This is a genomic window from Cupriavidus agavae (genome assembly GCF_004217045.1).
Classification (GTDB): domain Bacteria; phylum Pseudomonadota; class Gammaproteobacteria; order Burkholderiales; family Burkholderiaceae; genus Cupriavidus; species Cupriavidus agavae.
In genome coordinates this window covers 139615-155524 of sequence record NZ_SGXM01000008.1, presented here as the reverse complement: position 1 = coordinate 155524, position 15910 = coordinate 139615, and the positions used below count along the sequence as shown (strand labels likewise).

At 69.3% G+C, this 15910-nt stretch carries 14 protein-coding genes; 8 read left to right on the top strand and 6 right to left on the bottom strand.

Features of this window, described 5'->3' with window-relative positions; all coding sequences use genetic code 11:
• Nucleotides 1-61 precede the first annotated feature (61 nt).
• A complete protein-coding gene (locus tag EV147_RS21795; RefSeq protein WP_130393293.1) occupies nt 62-1006 on the top strand; it encodes a LysR family transcriptional regulator in 945 nt (314 codons plus the stop codon).
• On the opposite strand, the gene eutC is transcribed toward EV147_RS21795, so the two are convergent.
• Together eutC and EV147_RS21785 are read right to left on the bottom strand one after the other, a co-directional pair.
• Nucleotides 1003-1767 (bottom strand): ethanolamine ammonia-lyase subunit EutC, encoded by a 765-nt coding sequence (eutC, locus tag EV147_RS21790; RefSeq protein WP_130393292.1) that lies wholly within the window; start codon nt 1765-1767, stop codon nt 1003-1005. The two genes, EV147_RS21795 and eutC, sit on opposite strands and share 4 nt — an antisense overlap.
• A 27-nt stretch (nt 1768-1794) precedes the next feature.
• Nucleotides 1795-3177, bottom strand: a complete 1383-nt coding sequence (locus tag EV147_RS21785; RefSeq protein WP_130393291.1) for an ethanolamine ammonia-lyase subunit EutB — start codon at nt 3175-3177, stop codon at nt 1795-1797.
• A 330-nt stretch (nt 3178-3507) separates the two neighbouring features.
• Between EV147_RS21785 and EV147_RS21780 the strand changes: the two genes are divergently transcribed.
• Complete coding sequence (locus EV147_RS21780; RefSeq protein WP_235844910.1) at nt 3508-4458, top strand: AI-2E family transporter; 951 nt, start codon at nt 3508-3510, stop codon at nt 4456-4458.
• Between the two features lie 72 nt (nt 4459-4530).
• On the opposite strand, the gene EV147_RS21775 is transcribed toward EV147_RS21780, so the two are convergent.
• Nucleotides 4531-5199 (bottom strand): FadR/GntR family transcriptional regulator, encoded by a 669-nt coding sequence (locus tag EV147_RS21775; RefSeq protein ID WP_130393331.1) that lies wholly within the window; start codon nt 5197-5199, stop codon nt 4531-4533.
• A gap of 185 nt (nt 5200-5384) precedes the next feature.
• On the opposite strand from EV147_RS21775, the gene EV147_RS21770 reads away from it, so the two are divergent.
• From EV147_RS21770 to EV147_RS21755, 4 genes are read left to right on the top strand one after another with little or no spacing between them, the layout of a single operon-like run.
• Nucleotides 5385-6158, top strand: coding sequence for a (Fe-S)-binding protein (locus EV147_RS21770; RefSeq protein ID WP_130393289.1), 774 nt, complete (start codon nt 5385-5387; stop codon nt 6156-6158).
• Nucleotides 6155-6871 carry a LutC/YkgG family protein gene (locus EV147_RS21765; protein ID WP_130393288.1) on the top strand — a complete coding sequence of 239 codons (717 nt, stop codon included), beginning with the start codon at nt 6155-6157 and terminating at the stop codon, nt 6869-6871. Before EV147_RS21770 ends, EV147_RS21765 begins: the two co-directional genes overlap by 4 nt.
• On the top strand, nt 6868-8313 hold the full coding sequence (locus EV147_RS21760; protein WP_130393287.1) for a LutB/LldF family L-lactate oxidation iron-sulfur protein: 1446 nt from the start codon (nt 6868-6870) through the stop codon (nt 8311-8313). Before EV147_RS21765 ends, EV147_RS21760 begins: the two co-directional genes overlap by 4 nt.
• A gap of 60 nt (nt 8314-8373) precedes the next feature.
• A complete protein-coding gene (locus EV147_RS21755; protein WP_130393286.1) occupies nt 8374-10086 on the top strand; it encodes a lactate permease LctP family transporter in 1713 nt (570 codons plus the stop codon).
• A 67-nt stretch (nt 10087-10153) separates the two neighbouring features.
• On the opposite strand, the gene EV147_RS21750 is transcribed toward EV147_RS21755, so the two are convergent.
• From EV147_RS21750 to EV147_RS21740, 3 genes are read right to left on the bottom strand one after another with little or no spacing between them, the layout of a single operon-like run.
• Nucleotides 10154-11293 (bottom strand): CaiB/BaiF CoA transferase family protein, encoded by a 1140-nt coding sequence (locus tag EV147_RS21750; protein ID WP_130393285.1) that lies wholly within the window; start codon nt 11291-11293, stop codon nt 10154-10156.
• Nucleotides 11294-11318: 25 nt separating this feature from the next.
• Nucleotides 11319-12308 (bottom strand): Bug family tripartite tricarboxylate transporter substrate binding protein, encoded by a 990-nt coding sequence (locus EV147_RS21745; protein WP_130393284.1) that lies wholly within the window; start codon nt 12306-12308, stop codon nt 11319-11321.
• Between the two features lie 47 nt (nt 12309-12355).
• Nucleotides 12356-14146 carry an acyl-CoA dehydrogenase family protein gene (locus EV147_RS21740; protein WP_130393283.1) on the bottom strand — a complete coding sequence of 597 codons (1791 nt, stop codon included), beginning with the start codon at nt 14144-14146 and terminating at the stop codon, nt 12356-12358.
• 132 nt (nt 14147-14278) lie between these two features.
• Between EV147_RS21740 and EV147_RS21735 the strand changes: the two genes are divergently transcribed.
• Complete coding sequence (locus EV147_RS21735) at nt 14279-15190, top strand: LysR substrate-binding domain-containing protein (RefSeq protein WP_130393282.1); 912 nt, start codon at nt 14279-14281, stop codon at nt 15188-15190.
• Between the two features lie 392 nt (nt 15191-15582).
• Nucleotides 15583-15885 carry a FeoA family protein gene (locus EV147_RS21730; RefSeq protein ID WP_130393281.1) on the top strand — a complete coding sequence of 101 codons (303 nt, stop codon included), beginning with the start codon at nt 15583-15585 and terminating at the stop codon, nt 15883-15885.
• The last annotated feature ends 25 nt before the right edge of the window (nt 15886-15910 follow it).

Here is a 15910-nt window from a genome sequence, read left to right as displayed (position 1 = left end):
TGAGGGGCCTTCGGGCCCCTTTGTCGTTTTCTGCCCGCCAACCTGCCGCGCCCGTCTTCTCATGGATCTCAACGCCCTGCGCCTGTTCGTCGATATCGTCGATGCCGGGAACCTCAGCGCCGCCGCGCGCAAGCTCAAGATGACGCGCGCCAATGTCAGCTACCACCTCAAGGCGCTGGAGGAGGAGCTGGGGGTGCAGTTGCTGCGGCGGACCACGCGGCACGTGGAGCCCACGCCGGTGGGGGCCGGGCTCTACGAGCACGGGCGCAATATCCTGGGCGAGGTGGCGGCTGCCAACGCGCTGATCAGCAGCATGGGCAAGAGCCTGCAGGGGCATGTGCGGCTGTCGGTGCCCACGGGGCTGGGCCACGCGATGCTGTCGCCGCTGCTGGTGCAGTTCAAGCAGCGCTATCCCGACATCACGCTCGACGTGGTGTTCGACAACCGCATCCATAACCTCGTCTCGGAGGATGTCGAGGTGGCGCTGCGTATCATCTCCACGCCGCCCGACTCGGTCGTGGCTACCGAAATCGGCACCGTGGACTGGGTCGTCTGCGCCGCGCCGTCGTATCTGGCCGGGCGCACGCCGCCCGTGGCGCTGGCGGACCTGACCGGGCACGACATCGTCTGCGCATCGCCGATTGGCCAGAAACTGAAGGCGTCGGGCTTGCGCGAGGGCGGCGCGGAGCGCGAGCAGGTGGTGCTCGATCCCACGCTGAGTTCGGAGAACTTCGCCTTCCTGAAGGACGCCGTCGTGAGCGGGCTCGGCATCGGCATCTTCCCGCTCTACGCCGTGGGGGCGGATCTCGCCACCGGCGCGCTGGTTCCGCTGCTGGCCGACTACCGCATCAGCGTCTTCGGCAGCAAGCTCTACATGCTGACCATGCCCAACCGTTACCAGACCATGGCCACGCGCTACCTGCTGACCTTCCTGAAGACCGAGCTGCAGGCAATCTGGCCCCGCGCCCACGCCGGCAGTGCGGTCAGCGAGAGCACCGGGGACTAGCCGGCCGGAAGCGCCGCCTCCGGCCCGGCGCTGTCATCCTTGAGGTCCACGCCCGAGCGGCCCAGCGCCGCCGCGCCGCGCAGCAGGAACACGAGCCGGTCCGCCGCCTGCGCGTACGGCAGCCCTTCCGGGCGCACGTTCGAGATGCAGTTGCGCTGCGCGTCGGTGCGCCCCACGCGCGGATCGAAAGTCAGGTAGATGCCGAGGCTGTCCGGCGAGCTGAGTCCGGGCCGCTCGCCGATCAGCATCACTACCTGCCGCGCCCGCAGGCGCTCGCCGATCTCGTCGCCCAGCGCCACGCGCGCCTGCTGCGCCACCACCACCGGGCCGATGCGCCATTGCCGCAGCCGTGCCAGCACCGCCTGCAGCAGCGGCACGCCGTGGCGCTGCGCCGCCAGCGCCGACAGGCCATCGGCGATCACGAACACCACGTCGAACGCGTGCGCGCCTGGCTGCAGCAGGGCGGCGCCGGCGGCGTCGAGGCGCCGCCCGAGGTCCGGCCGGCGCAGGTAGGTGTCGCGGTCGGGCGCGGCGCTGTGCACGTGCAGCACCGTCTGCCCCGCCTCGCGCAAGGCCAGTTCCACGGCACGGGTGTCGAGCGGCAGGTGCACGGCGTCGCGCGCCTGGGCGTGGGCCAGGCCGAACGCGAGCACCGTGTCGGTGGTCTGCGCATGGCCGGTGCGGCCGATCGCCACCCGGGCGCGCGTGAACTGGCGCAGGCGAGTCCAGGGATCGGCGGCGGCAGTGGGTTCCTGGGGCATCGGCAGCCTCCCGAATGGTTGCGTGGTTCAGATCGAGCCGGCCAGCGCGAGCAGGGGCTGCCGCGCCGCCGGCTCCAGCAGCCGCCCGGTGTCGTCGAGGATGCCCATGCCCTGGAGCCAGGCCTCGAACTCGGGCGCCGGGCGCAGGCCCATGGTCTCGCGCAGGTACAGCGCGTCGTGGAAGGCGGTGCTCTGGTAGTTCAGCATGATGTCGTCGGCGCCCGGCACGCCCATGATGAAGTTGATGCCCGCCGTGCCGAACAAGGTCAGCAACGTATCCATGTCGTCCTGGTCGGCCTCGGCATGGTTCGTGTAGCAGACGTCGCAGCCCATCGGCACGCCCAGCAGCTTGCCGCAGAAGTGGTCTTCCAGCCCGGCGCGGATGATCTGCTTGCCGTCATACAGGTACTCGGGCCCGATAAAGCCGACCACCGTGTTGACCAGCAGCGGCTCGAAGCGGCGCGCCACGGCGTAGGCGCGTGCCTCCATGGTCTGCTGGTCCACGCCGTGGTGCGCGTTGGCCGACAGCGCGCTGCCCTGGCCGGTCTCGAAATACATCACGTTCCGGCCCACCGTGCCGCGCTGCAGCGCCAGCGCCGCCTGCCGCGCCTCGTCGAGCAGCGCCAGCGAGATGCCGAACGCCTCGTTGGCGGCCTGGCTGCCGGCCACGGACTGGAACACCAGGTCCACCGGCGCGCCCTGCCCGATGGCGCGCAGCGTGTTGGTGACGTGGGTCAGCACGCAGGACTGCGTCGGCACGTCGTAGCGGGTGCGGATGTCGTCCACGAGCCGGAGCAGCGCCACGATGGCGCCCAGGTTGTCGCTGGCCGGGTTGATGCCGATCGTGGCGTCGCCGCAGCCATAGAGCAGGCCGTCGACAATCGATGCCGCGATACCGCGCGGATCGTCGGTCGGGTGGTTCGGCTGCAGGCGCACCGACAGCCGTCCCGGCAGCCCGATCGTGTTGCGCAGACGCGTCACCACGCGGCACTTGCGCGCCACGGCGATCAGGTCCTGGTTGCGCATCAGCTTGCTGACGGCAGCCGCCATCTCGGGGGTGATGCCGGGTGCCACGCGGGCCAGCGTGGCGCTGTCGGTCTCGTGGCGCAGCAGCCAGTTGCGCAAGCCGCCCACGGTCAGGCTGGCGATCTCGGCAAAGGCCCCGGCATCATGGCTGTCGACGATCAGGCGCGTGACCTCGTCGTCCTCGTACGGCACCACGGCTTCTTCCAGGCAGTGCGCCAGCGGCATGTCGGCCAGCGCCATGCGGGCGGCCATGCGCTGCTCCTCGCTGTCGGCGGCCAGGCCGGCCAGCGCATCGCCCGAGCGGGCCGGGCTGGCGCGGGCCAGCAGCGTGCGCAGGTCGGCAAAGACGTGCCGGCGGGCGCCGACGGTATGGGCAAAGGCCATGGCGAGGGGTCTCCCGGTGATTTGCGCCGTCCTTTCCACTTCAATATAGGTCACGGGCGACGCAAGGTTCACGCCCGGCGCCGGCCGCTGCCGCCGGCTTGTCCGGTCATCCTGACTTGCCATTGTTACGCGCCCACTCGACAATCAGCGCCTGTCGAAACCTTTTTTGCGCAACGCTTGCGACGCAGAATCCGCACAAATATGTCCCGGCTGGACCCAGAACACCCGCAAGACCGCGCCGAAACCGGCGTCCCCACCTTTTCGACCGCCGCGCCGGGGCCCCAGGGGGCGGCCCGCTGGTTCCATGTCACGGTGGTCTCCTACGTGCTGATGGCCGCTGCGCTGCTGCTGGTGATGCAGGCCAACCTCGTGGCCGCGCTGCTCTCGGGCCTGCTGCTGTACTCGCTGGTGGACGTGCTGGCGCCGCGCCTGACGCACTCCCGGCGCGACGCGATCGCCGTGGCCATCCTGTCGGCCATCATCCTGCTGGCGCTGACCGCCGGCATCTGGGCGCTGATCCGGTTCCTGAACGTCGACAGCGTCACGATCAACCGGCTGCTCGACCATGCGGCCGACATCATCGACCAGTCCCGGGCGCAACTGCCAGCCTGGATCAGCGACTACCTGCCCAACGGCGTCGAGGAACTGGCCACCGCGCTGATCTCCGCGCTGCGCGAGCACGCCCAGATGGCCCAGCGGCTCGGCACCGACATCCTGCGCACGCTGCTCCATATCGTGCTGGGGCTCGTGATCGGGGCGATGGTGGCGCTCTACCGCGCCATCGCGCGGCCCAACCGCCGGCCGCTGGCCGCCGCGCTGATCGACCGCTCCCGCACGCTGCAGCAGTCGTTTGCCCAGTTCATCTTCGCGCAGATCCAGATCTCGCTGATCAACACCACGCTGACGGCGGTCTACCTGCTGGTGGTGCTGCCACTGTTCGGCCAGCACCTGCCGCTGTCGAAGACGCTGGTGGTCATCACGTTCGTGGCCGGCCTGCTGCCGGTGCTCGGCAACCTGATCTCGAACACGGCCATCGTGGTGGCCTCGCTGTCGGTCTCGCTGCCGATTGCCATCGTGTCGCTGCTCTACCTCGTCATCATCCACAAGCTCGAATACTTCCTGAACGCGCGGATCATCGGCGCGCGTATACAGGCGGCCGCCTGGGAACTGCTGACGGTGATGCTGGTGATGGAAACGATCTACGGCATCCCGGGCGTGATTGCCGGGCCCATTTTCTACGCCTATCTCAAGCGCGAACTGGTGACGTCCGAGCTGGTGTAGCCGCCGGCAAGTGGTTGATTCCATTGGCTTGCCGTACGCAGCAATTGGTACGACCAATTTCGGACGGTACGCTCAGCTGTCGCCCTCGACGCGGCTGCGCACGAAATCGATGTGGGTCTGCATGGCCGTGCGGGCTTCCTCCGGCCGGCGCCCGAGAATGGCGTCGCACAGTGTCCGGTGCTGGAGCAGCAGCAGGTCCGACGACCCCGCGTCGGCCTCGCGCAGCCCGGTGCCATTGATCGTGATGTGCTCGCGCAGCATGCCGATCACGCTGGTGTGCAGGTGCAGGAACATCGTGTTGTGGGATGCCTGGGCGATGGCGTCGTGCAACTGGGCGTCGGCTTCGGCCTCGGCCGTCTTGTCATCTTCCTGCCGCGAGCGTTCGAGCGCCTTCATCAGCGCCCGGATCCGCTTCAGGTCGCCCGCGTCGGCGCGCAGCGCGGCGAAGTAGGCGGTGGCGCCCTCCAGCACACGGCGGAACTCCAGGATGTCATCGCGCAGCGCGGGATGGTCCGCCACGAGCTGCCCCCACGGCGACGCAATGCCGCTGCGGAGCTGGTCGGTGACATAGACCCCCGCGCCCCGCCGGCTCTGCAACAGCCCGCGCGCCGCCAGCCGCTGGATGGCCTCGCGCACCGTGTTGCGCGCCACGCCGTACTGGTCGGCCAGCACGCGCTCGGCGGGCAGGCGCGTGCCTGCCGCCCAGGTGCCGTCGAGCAGCGCGGTCTCGATCCTGCGCATGATGTCTTCCACGCGGTTGCGTGCGCCAGCCGTCTTCACCTCTTTTTCCCTCGATGTGGGCTTCCACCGCGCGATTGGTCCAACCAATTTGTGCTCCGGCGCGGGAGCGGGAATTATGCCTCCAAAAATGACGCCGCGCCCGGCCACCCTCCGGTGCGCGCAGCGCCGCCATCCGGAGGCAGACAATGCAATCCAGGCAGTACCCCACATCCGTCCCGTCCCAGGTGTATCTGTTCGGCACCTGCCTGGTCGACCTGTTCGTCCCGCAAGCCGGCCTCGACGCCGTGCGCCTGCTGGAGCGCGAAGGGCTGACGGTCCACTTCCCGCGCGGGCAGAGCTGCTGCGGCCAGCCGGCCTATAGCAGCGGCAACCCCGGGCAGGCCCGCAAGGTAGCACGCGCCCAACTGGAACTGTTCCGCGAGCCCTGGCCCGTGATCGTGCCGTCCGGCTCGTGCGGCGGCATGATGCGCCACCACTGGCCGACGCTGTTTGCCGATGACGCCAATGCCGCGCTGCTGGCCAGCGACATCGCCAGCCGCACCTACGAACTGGCCGAATTCCTGCTCAATGTGCTGCACGTGCGCTTCGACGACCTGCCGGCGGGCGACCACGAGCGTGTGGTGCTGCACACCTCGTGCGCGGCCCGCCGCGAAATGGGTACGCGCGGCCACGGTGTGGCGCTGGTCGATGCGCTGCCCGGCGTGACCCGCGTGGAGCACGAGCGCGAATCCGAGTGTTGTGGCTTTGGCGGCACATTTTCGCTGAAGCATGCCGACATCTCGGGCGCGATGGTGCGCGACAAGGTGGCCTCGGCCTGCGCCACCGGCTGCGACCGGCTGGTCTCCGCCGACTGCGGCTGCCTGCTCAACATCGGCCATGCGGCGGCCCATGCCGGCGCGCCGCTGCCCGTGGAACATCTGGCGTCGTTCCTGTGGCGCCGTACCGGAGGTGCGGCATGACCGCGATGAGCGCCCGCGAGCGCATGCTTGGCCGGCTGCGCGCCGCCGTGCCGACCTCGGGCAAGACGCTCGGCGCCGACACCGCCGCGCTGGACCGCCGCATCGACACGCATTTCGATACCCGGCGTGGCGACCCGCCGTCCATCCCGGCGATGGTGGCGGCGCTGGAGGCCAATCTGACCGCCTGCCATGCCGACGTGATCCGCGCCGATGCCGTCAGCTGGCCCGCCCTGGTTGCCGGGCGACTGGCCGCAGCGGGCGTCCGGCGCCTGCTGCTCGACACCGCGCGCCCCGAGGGCGCCGCACTGGCCGCCGCGCTGCCGCCCGGCACGGCCGCCATCACCTTCGGGCGCCCCATCGATGCCTGGAAGGCCGAGCTGTTCGATACCGTCGACGCCGGCTTTACCGTGGCCCGCTCGGGGCTGGCCGCCACCGGCACGCTGGTCGTGGCGCCGGACCCCGGCTCGCCGCGCACGATGTCGCTGGTGCCGCCGATCCATATCGCGCTGGTCCACGCCGCGACGCTGCATCCTGACCTGCACAGCGCGGTGCGCGCCGAACAGTGGGGCGGCGGCATGCCGACCAACCTCGTGATGATTTCCGGCCCGTCCAAGACTTCCGACATCCAGCAGACGCTGGCGTACGGCGCTCACGGACCGCGCCAGCTCTGGGTGGTGATCGTCACCGCCCCTGCCGGGGAGGCCGCGCAATGAGCCAGCAGACCCTGCATTTCGTCCCGTCGGCGGATTTCCGTGCCCGCGCCCGCGAGGCGCTCGACGACCCCAAGCTGCGCAAGAGCTTTCGCGGCGCGATGGATTTCCTGCAGCACAAGCGTGCCGTGCAGTTTCCCGATGGCGACGAGCTGGAGCACCTGCGCGATCTCGGCGAGGCGGTGCGCCAGCACGCGCTGGCGAACCTGCCCGACCTGCTGACCGAACTCGAAGCCAACCTGACCCGCGCCGGCGTGCAGGTGCACTGGGCCGAGACGGCCGGGGAAGCCAACGCGATCATCCACGGTATCGCCCAGCGCCACGCGGCAAAGCGCGTGATCAAGGGCAAGTCGATGGCCAGCGAGGAAATGGAACTGAACCATTACCTGGCCGAGCGCGGCATCGACTGCATCGAGTCCGACATGGGCGAGTACATCGTGCAGATGGCCGGCGAGAAGCCGTCGCACATCGTCATGCCGGCCATCCACAAGACCAGGGCCGACATCGCCACGCTGTTCGAGCGCAACATTCCGGACACGCCCTACACCGAGGACGTCGACGCGCTGATCCAGACCGGCCGCCGCGCGCTGCGGCAGGCGTTCGTGGAGGCCGACATCGGCCTGTCGGGCGTCAACTTTGCCGCCGCCGACACCGGCACGCTGTGGCTCGTGGAGAACGAGGGCAACGGCCGGCTGTCGACCACCGTTCCCGCCGTGCACGTGGCCGTCATGGGCATGGAAAAGGTGGTGGCGAAGCTCGCGCACATCGTGCCGCTGTCGAGCCTGCTGACGCGCTCGGCCACGGGCCAGCCGATCACCACCTATTTCAACCTGATTTCCAGCCCGCGCAAGCCCGGCGAGCAGGATGGCCCGCGCGAAGTGCACCTCGTGCTGCTCGACAACGGCCGCAGCCAGGCCTACGCCGACGCGCAACTGCGGGCCACGCTGCAGTGCATCCGCTGCGGCGCCTGCATGAACCACTGCCCGGTGTACACGCGCATCGGCGGGCACGCCTACGGCACCACGTATCCGGGGCCGATCGGCAAGATCATCTCGCCCCACCTGCTGGGCCTCGACGCCACGGCCGACCTCGCCACCGCATCGAGCCTGTGCGGCGCGTGCGGCGAGGTGTGCCCGGTGCGCATCCCGATTCCGCAACTGCTGGTGCGGCTGCGCACCGAATCGAATCGCAACCCCGGGGAAGCCGTGCCGCATCCACTCAAGGGACAAGGCGCGAAGTTCAGCCGGCGCGAGCATCTGGTCTGGCGCTTCTGGAGCGGCGCGTTCGCCCATCCGGCCGCCTACCGCGTGTTCCGCTGGGCCGCCACGCGGCTGCGGGCGCTGACGCCAGGCAGGCAGATGGGCTGGACGCAGCATCGCAAGCCGCTCACGCCAGCGCCGAAGAGCCTGTCGGACCTGCTTGCCGAGCGCAACCAGCCCGAATAGCAGGGCGCCCGGCCCACGCGGCCACACAAGAATTCGTACACCACATCAAGGAGACAACCCGTGCAAGCCTGGACCCAGATCTATACGCCGCTCGGCAGCCTGTGGCTGTCCGCGCTCGCGGCGGCCATCCCCATCATCTTCTTCTTCATCGCGCTGGCCGTGCTGCGCATGAAGGGCCACGTCGCGGCAGCCATCACGCTGGCACTGGCGCTGGCCGTGGCGATCCTTGCCTACGGCATGCCGGCCCCGCAGGCGCTGGCCGCGGCTGGCTTCGGCTTTGCCTACGGGCTGTGGCCGATCGCGTGGATCATCGTCACGGCGGTGTTCCTCTACAAGATCGTCGTCAAGACGGGCCAGTTCGACGTGATCCGCGCCTCGGTGCTGTCGATCACCGACGACCAGCGCCTGCAGATGCTGCTGATCGGCTTCGCGTTCGGGGCATTCCTGGAAGGCGCGGCGGGCTTCGGCGCGCCGGTGGCCATCACGGCGGCGCTGCTGGTGGGCCTGGGCTTCAACCCGCTCTACGCGGCCGGCCTCTGCCTGATCGCCAACACGGCGCCCGTGGCGTTCGGCGCGATGGGCATCCCGATCATCGTGGCCGGGCAGGTGACCGGGCTCGACCCGATGCACATCGGCGCGATGGCCGGGCGCCAGTTGCCGCTGCTGTCGCTGGCGGTGCCGTTCTGGCTCGTGTTCATGATGGATGGCTGGAAGGGCGTGCGCGAGACGTGGCCTGCCGCGTTCGTGGTGGGCGGCAGCTTTGCCGTGACGCAATACTTCACGTCCAACCATATCGGCCCCGAACTGCCGGACATCACCTCGGCGCTGGTCAGCCTGGTGTCGCTGGCGGGATTCCTGCGGGTCTGGCAGCCGCGCTCCGCGTCGCGGACGGCCGGTGGTTCGGTCGGGGCTGGCGGCACCATCGCCATGGCCGGCATGGGTGGCGGCATGGGTGGCGGCATGGGTGAGCCGTCGCGCCGCAAGGCCTCGCCGTACACGTTCGGCCAGACCGTGCGCGCCTGGGCGCCGTTCGGCATCCTGACGGCCATCGTCACGGTGTGGAGCCTGCCTTCGTTCAAGGCGCTGTTCGCCGCCAACGGCGCGATGGCCGGCACGGTGCTGAAGTTCAAGGTGCCGATGCTCGACCAGCTCGTGATCAAGGCCGCGCCGATCGTGGCCTCGCCCAAGCCCTACGAGGCGGTGATGAAGCTGGACCTGCTCTCGGCCGTGGGCACGGCGATCCTGCTGACGTCGATCATCTCGGTGATCCTGCTGCGCATGAAGCCGCGCGATGCCATCGCCACGTTTGGCGAAACGCTGCTCGAACTGCGCCGCCCGATCCTGTCGATCGGCCTGGTGCTGGCATTCGCGTTCGTGGCGAACTACTCGGGGATGTCGTCGACGCTGGCGCTGCTGCTGGCCGGCACGGGCGCCGCCTTCCCGTTCTTCTCGCCGCTGCTGGGCTGGCTCGGGGTGTTCCTGACCGGTTCGGATACCTCGTCCAACGCGCTGTTCTGCTCGCTGCAGCACACCACGGCCCACCAGATCGGCGTCTCGGACACGCTGCTGGTGGCCGCCAACACCACGGGCGGCGTCACCGGCAAGATGATCTCGCCGCAATCGATCGCGGTGGCCTGCGCGGCAACCGGGCTGGTGGGCAAGGAATCGGAGCTGTTCCGCTTTACGGTCAAGCACAGCCTGCTGTTCGCGTTCATCGTGGGCGTGATCACGATGGTGCAGGCGTACTGGCTGACGGGGATGATTCCGGGCTAAGCCTCTCCCGAATGTTTGCTCCCCTCTCCCATGAAGTGGGAGAGGGGAGACAACCAGCGGGTATCAACTAGTCGTTCGCCGCCTCTCTCGGCAGGAACGCATTCCCTTCCGTCAGCGGCGCGTACCGGTACGTTGCCGGCGTGCGGCTCAGCTTGACCGGGGCGCCCAGCCCCTTGTAGCCGCCCGCCATCTCCACCACCATCTCCCGATGCGCCGTGTGCGGATGGTTCAATGCGTCCGGCACCGACAGCACCGGGGCGCATGGCACACCGGCCGCGGCCAGTTCATCGGCCAGCGCCTTGCCGTCCCAGGTGGCCATCCTCGATTCCAGCGTGCCCTTGAGCATCGCCCGGTTCACCGAGCGCGCGCCAGCCGTGGCAAAGCGCTCGTCGTCGGCCAGTTCGGGCACGCCGATGTGCGCGCACAGGATACGGAACTGGCGGTCGTTGCCCACGGCCAGGAAGATCGGATCGGTGGCCGTGGCCACCGTGTCGTACGGATAGATGTTCGGATGGGCGTTGCCGGTGCGGCCCGGCGTCTTGCCGCTCATGAACCAGTTGGCCGCGTGCGGATGCAGCAGCGACAAACCCGAATCGTAGAGCGCCGCCTCGACGAACTGTCCGCGCCCGCTGCGCTCGCGCTCCTGCAACGCCAGCAGCACGCCCAGCGCCGCGTTCAGGCCGGTCACCATGTCCACCACGGGCAGCCCCACGCGCAGCGGATCGCCCTCGGGCTCGCCGTTGATGCTCATGATGCCGGCCATTGCCTGGATGGCCGCGTCGTAGCCCGGCAGGCCGCCCAGCGGACCATCGGCGCCAAAGCCCGACACGCGGCAGTGCACCAGGCGCGGAAAGCGCTGCGACAGCGCGTCGTAGCCGATGCCCCATTTCTCCATCGTGCCGGTCTTGAAGTTCTCCACCAGCACATCGGCCTCGGCCAGCAGTGCCATCAGCACCTCGCGGTCGGCATCGGCGGTCAGGTCGAGCTTCATCACGCGCTTGTTGCGGTTCAGCCCGAAGTAGTACGACGCCACGCCCTCGCGGAACGGGGGGCCCCAGGTGCGGGTGTCGTCGCCCTGCGGCGGCTCGATCTTGAGCACGTCGGCACCATGGTCGCCGAGGATCTGGCCGCAGAACGGGCCGCCCAGGATGCGCGACAGGTCCACTACGCGGATGCCGGCCAGCGCGCCGGTGGGGGTTGGCGTCATGTCTCTTCCTTGTAATTGTTGGCGATCAGTCCAGCTGCGCGCCGGACTTCTGCACCACGGCGCGCCACTTGCCCACCTCGGCCTTCACAAAGCTGCCAAGCTGTTCGGGCGACGTGGACGGCGCCATTTCCAGCCCCTGCGCCAGCAGCGTCTTGCGGACTTCAGGCTGCTGCAGCGCGTCGGCGAACGCACGGTTGAGCTTGCCGATCACGGCCGGCGGCGTGCCCGCCGGGGCCACCACACCGAAGAATACCGAAACGTCGAAGCCGGCAACACCCTGCTCGGCCACGGTCGGCACCTCGGGCAACGCCTGCGAGCGGCCCCTGGTGGTCACGCCCAGCGCGCGCACCTTGCCGCTCTTGATGAACGGCAGCGCGGTCAGCACGTCGGTGAACGTCATGCTGACCTGTCCGCCGAGCAGGTCGTTCAGCGCCGGGCCGGTGCCCTTGTACGGCACGTGCTGGAAATCGGTGCCGGCCAGGTTGTTGAACAGCACGCCGGCCAGGTGCGACGATGCGCCATTGCCCGACGAGGCATAGGTCAGCTTGCCCGGATGGGCGCGGCCATAGGCGATCAGCTCCTGCACGTTCTTCGCCGGCACGCTGGGGTTCACCACCAGCACGTTGGGCAGATGGCCGATCTGGATCACGGGCGCGAAGCTCTTGACCGGGTCGTAGTTGATCTTGCGGTACAGGCTCACGTTGATGGCCAGCGGCGCCGACGTGCCGAACATCAGCGTATAGCCGTCCGGCTCGGCGCGCGCTACCACCTCGGCGCCGATGTTGCCGCCGGCGCCGGCGCGGTTCTCCACCACCACGGGCTGGCCCAGGCTGTTCTTGAGCGCGGCGGCCAGCGTGCGGGCCATGGCGTCGGTGGGGCCGCCGGGCGGGTAGGTCACCACGAGCATGATCGGCTTGCTCGGGAAATCCTTCTGGGCGAAGGCGGGGGTGGCGGTGGCGCAGAGCGCGCAGGCGGCGAGCGCGGCGAGGGCCGCGCGGCGGTGCCATTGGGGCATGGTTGTCTCCGGGTGGGTCTGGTTTTATTGGGTTGGCTCGGGGGCGTTCAGAACACGTTGATCTGGTCGACGCGCTCCGCCGCCCGGACCGCGCCATCGGGCGGCGGCGCCACGGTCTCGGCCAGCCAGTCGGGTTCGGCGCCACCGGCCAGCGGATCCTGCGGCAGCACCCGGTGCGCCAGCACCAGTTGCGCCAGCCGCATGCGCCGGGCCGAGCCGATGCGGCCGGCTTCCCACGCCATCGCCACGGCGCTGGTCACGTGGTACAGCCCCGAGGCGGCCTGGCGCGCCAGCACGTCGCCATCGGCGCCAGCTTCCGCGGCGCGCGATGCCAGCGCGGCCGCGTTGGCGATGGCCAGTTCGAACGTGGCGCGCGCCCGGGCATCGAGCGGCGTGTCGGCCAGCAGACCCGCCAGATGCGCCTGCAGCACCGGCAGCGAGCCCTCGCGGCGGACCGCGCGCAGCACGTCGAGCGCCACGATGTTGCTGGTGCCCTCCCAGATCGACCCGAGGTGCGCGTCGCGCACCAGGCGCGGATCGCTCCATTCCTCGATGTAGCCACAGCCGCCGCGTATCTCCATCGCGTCGCCGGTCACCTTGCGGGCGTCGCGGCAGGCGCGGAACTTGATCAGCGGCGTCAGGATGCGCATCAGCGGATAGGCGCCAGCCTCGCCCGCATCGGCGCGGCGCAGTGCCTCGGCGGTCTGGAAGACCATCGTGCGCGCCTGCTCGGTGGGCAATGTCAGCTTGAGCAACTGGCGGCGCATCAGCGGCATGTCGGTCAGCCGCTTGCCGAACGCGCGGCGCTCGCGGGCGATGAACTGGCCCTCGGTCAGCGCGCGGCGCATCAGCCCGGCCGCCCGCACCCCGTTCGACAGCCGCGAGTTGTTGATCATGTCCGCCATCTGCACGAAGCCCCGGCCCGGCTCGCCCACCAGATGCGCGTGGGCGCCTTCGAGCCGGATCTCGCCGCTGGCCATCGAGCGCGTGCCGAGCTTGTCCTTGAGCCGGATGATGCGGTAGTGGTTGGCGCTGCCATCGGCCAGCGTGCGCGGCAGCAGGAACAGCGACACGCCCTTGATGCCAGCGACGCTCGTGCCATCGGCCTCCTCCATGCGCGCCAGCACCATGGCCAGCGCCGCGTCGGGATTCGAGCAGAACCACTTGTCTCCCACCAGCCGCCAGCCGCCCTCGGCCTGCGGGTCGCGGATGGCCCGGGTGGCCGTGGCAGCCACGTCGGAGCCGGCGCCCTGCTCGGTCATGAACATCGCGCCCTGGTAGAGATCGTCGAACACCTGCGTGGTCAGGTTCGGCAGGAAGCGCTCGACCAGCGCCGGCTCGCCGAACTTGCGCAGCGTGCGCGTCAGCGAATCGGTCATCGACAACGGGCAGCACAGCCCGAACTCGGCCTGCACGAACAGGTAGGTCAGCGCGTACTTGGCCGCCGGCGGCATCGGCTTGCTCCAGCCGAGCACACCGCCCCGGTGCGACGCGGCGGCCAGCCCGAACTCGGCAAACGCCACGCGCTCCAGTTCCACGTAAGACGGATGCTTGTGGATCTGCTGCGCGTCCAGCCCGCTGCGGGTGCGGTGCGAAAGCGTGGGCGGCGCGTGGTCGGCCTCGTTCGCCAGAGTGTCTAGTACGCCACCTGCGAGCGCCCCCATGCGTTCGAGGTGCGGCAACAGGTGCGCGAACAGGTCAGCCGGCAGGTACAGCGGCAGCAGCGCCCGGAGGTCCGGGTCGGCGGCGAACAGGCTGGCGCCGTGGCGGTCGGGAACGGGATGGGCGGAGGGCTGGGGCGCGCGGATCTCGGCCGCGGCAGGCTGGGCGGGGGTCATGGCAATCGTCTCCGGGATTCCGCCTTATCTATATGTAGCAACGCAGGCGGGATGGTTTGGGCCATTATTCGACCGGCAACGATTCGCGTCCAATTCTAAAATTGGCTTGATCCATACAAAATTCATATCGCCATGGAATTTCGCCACCTCCGCTATTTCCTCGTGCTGGCCGAGGAACTGCACTTTGGCCGCGCCGCCCGGCGCCTGTCGATCTCCCAGCCGCCGCTGTCGCTGAACATCCAGCAACTCGAAGCGTCGGTGGGCGCACGGCTGTTCGAGCGCGACAGCCGCGGCGTGAGGCTGACGGCCGCAGGCCGGGCATTCCGCGAATCGGCCTCGGCGCTGCTGGCGCAGGCCGAATCGGCGCGGCTGCTGGCGCGCGAGATCGAGGCCGGCGCGGTAGGCCGGCTGCGCGTCGGCTTCGTCGGGTCGATGCTGTATCGCGGGCTGCCGCAGCGCCTGCAGGAGTTCCAGGCGCGCTACCCGGGCATCCATGTGGCGTTGACCGAACTTAACTCGCAGGAGCAGATCGATGCGCTGCTGCATGGCGAGCTGGACGCCGGCTTTGTCCATACCAGCCGGGTGCCCGACGAACTGGCCACCACGCTGGCCCATTCCGAGCCGTTCGTCTGCTGCATGCCCGCCGGGCACCCGCTGGCGGCGCGCGACGCGGTGGCGCTGTCGGATCTGCGCGGCGAGCCGTTCGTGCTGTTCTCGCGCAAGGCGTCGCCCGACTACTACAGCCGGATCTTCGACATGTGCGCGACGCACGGCTTCTACCCCCGCATCCAGCACGAGGTGCGGCACTGGCTGTCGGTGGTATCACTGGTGTCGCAGGGGATGGGCGTGGCCGTGGTGCCGGCCGCAATGGCGCGCTCGGGCATGGCCGGCGCGGCCTTCCGGCCGCTGCGCGATGCCACGGTGCCGTCCGAGGTCTACTGCCTGTGGAAGACGGCGCCCGACCATCCGGCCCGCGACCATTTCGTCGAAACCGTCCGGGCGGCCGCGGCGCAATCGGCGCTCCAGGGCCCGATCTGGATCTAGAATGTGACGCCAAGAAAAAAGCCACCGGTCCTGGGACCAGTGGCTGTGAAGTACGCGTGGAACGGGGTGTTCAGCGTTCGCGTAGCTTATGCCCGGCGCGGCGCCGGACCAATACCGCAAATGCGTTATTCGGTGGGAAAGTGGCGCGAATCGCGCCGATTGATGCACGGGGCGGAACGAACCGCCGCCTGCCGGCAGACCTGCATACAGGCGTTGCCGCCGCATGGCCCGGACATGAAAATTCTGTCATCTGCCGCCAAGGAATGGCTTACGAACGGCTTTCGGCGCGGATTTCGTGTGAATGCTATACAATCGAGAACGATTTTTATTTACCTGCACCTCCTTTGCGAGCGGCGGTTTTCGCGCCCTCCGCTGGACTGGAAAATCCCCTTATGCGGTTGTCTGAATTGCCCCGGCGCACTGCCGCCACAGTCAAATCGGTGGATGACACCACCCCGAACGACGCCGTGGCGCGCCGCCTGCGCGACCTGGGCTTCGTGCCCGGCGAGACCGTGCAGATCATTGCCTTCGGTCCGTTCGGCAAGGACCCCATCGTGGCGCAGGTGGGCTACACGCGCTTTGCCCTGCGCCGCGCGGAAGCGGCCCGCATCGCGGTGGAAGTGGCCAGCGCCACGGTCTCCAGCATCGCCCCTGCCAGCCAGGAATCTTCCGACCCGGCCCAGCGCATCGCCTGAACCCCGGCCATCCGACAGCCGGCAC

What these genes read in the sequence shown, in the direction of transcription:
- EV147_RS21795 (WP_130393293.1), top strand. Translation starts at nt 62, where the DNA reads ATGGATCTCAACGCCCTGCGCCTGTTCGTCGATATCGTCGATGCCGGG.
- eutC (WP_130393292.1), bottom strand. Translation starts at nt 1,767, where the DNA reads ATGCCCCAGGAACCCACTGCCGCCGCCGATCCCTGGACTCGCCTGCGC.
- EV147_RS21785 (WP_130393291.1), bottom strand. Translation starts at nt 3,177, where the DNA reads ATGGCCTTTGCCCATACCGTCGGCGCCCGCCGGCACGTCTTTGCCGAC.
- EV147_RS21780 (WP_235844910.1), top strand. Translation starts at nt 3,508, where the DNA reads ATGGCCGCTGCGCTGCTGCTGGTGATGCAGGCCAACCTCGTGGCCGCG.
- EV147_RS21775 (WP_130393331.1), bottom strand. Translation starts at nt 5,199, where the DNA reads ATGCGCAGGATCGAGACCGCGCTGCTCGACGGCACCTGGGCGGCAGGC.
- EV147_RS21770 (WP_130393289.1), top strand. Translation starts at nt 5,385, where the DNA reads ATGCAATCCAGGCAGTACCCCACATCCGTCCCGTCCCAGGTGTATCTG.
- EV147_RS21765 (WP_130393288.1), top strand. Translation starts at nt 6,155, where the DNA reads ATGACCGCGATGAGCGCCCGCGAGCGCATGCTTGGCCGGCTGCGCGCC.
- EV147_RS21760 (WP_130393287.1), top strand. Translation starts at nt 6,868, where the DNA reads ATGAGCCAGCAGACCCTGCATTTCGTCCCGTCGGCGGATTTCCGTGCC.
- EV147_RS21750 (WP_130393285.1), bottom strand. Translation starts at nt 11,293, where the DNA reads ATGACGCCAACCCCCACCGGCGCGCTGGCCGGCATCCGCGTAGTGGAC.
- EV147_RS21745 (WP_130393284.1), bottom strand. Translation starts at nt 12,308, where the DNA reads ATGCCCCAATGGCACCGCCGCGCGGCCCTCGCCGCGCTCGCCGCCTGC.
- EV147_RS21740 (WP_130393283.1), bottom strand. Translation starts at nt 14,146, where the DNA reads ATGACCCCCGCCCAGCCTGCCGCGGCCGAGATCCGCGCGCCCCAGCCC.
- EV147_RS21735 (WP_130393282.1), top strand. Translation starts at nt 14,279, where the DNA reads ATGGAATTTCGCCACCTCCGCTATTTCCTCGTGCTGGCCGAGGAACTG.
- EV147_RS21730 (WP_130393281.1), top strand. Translation starts at nt 15,583, where the DNA reads ATGCGGTTGTCTGAATTGCCCCGGCGCACTGCCGCCACAGTCAAATCG.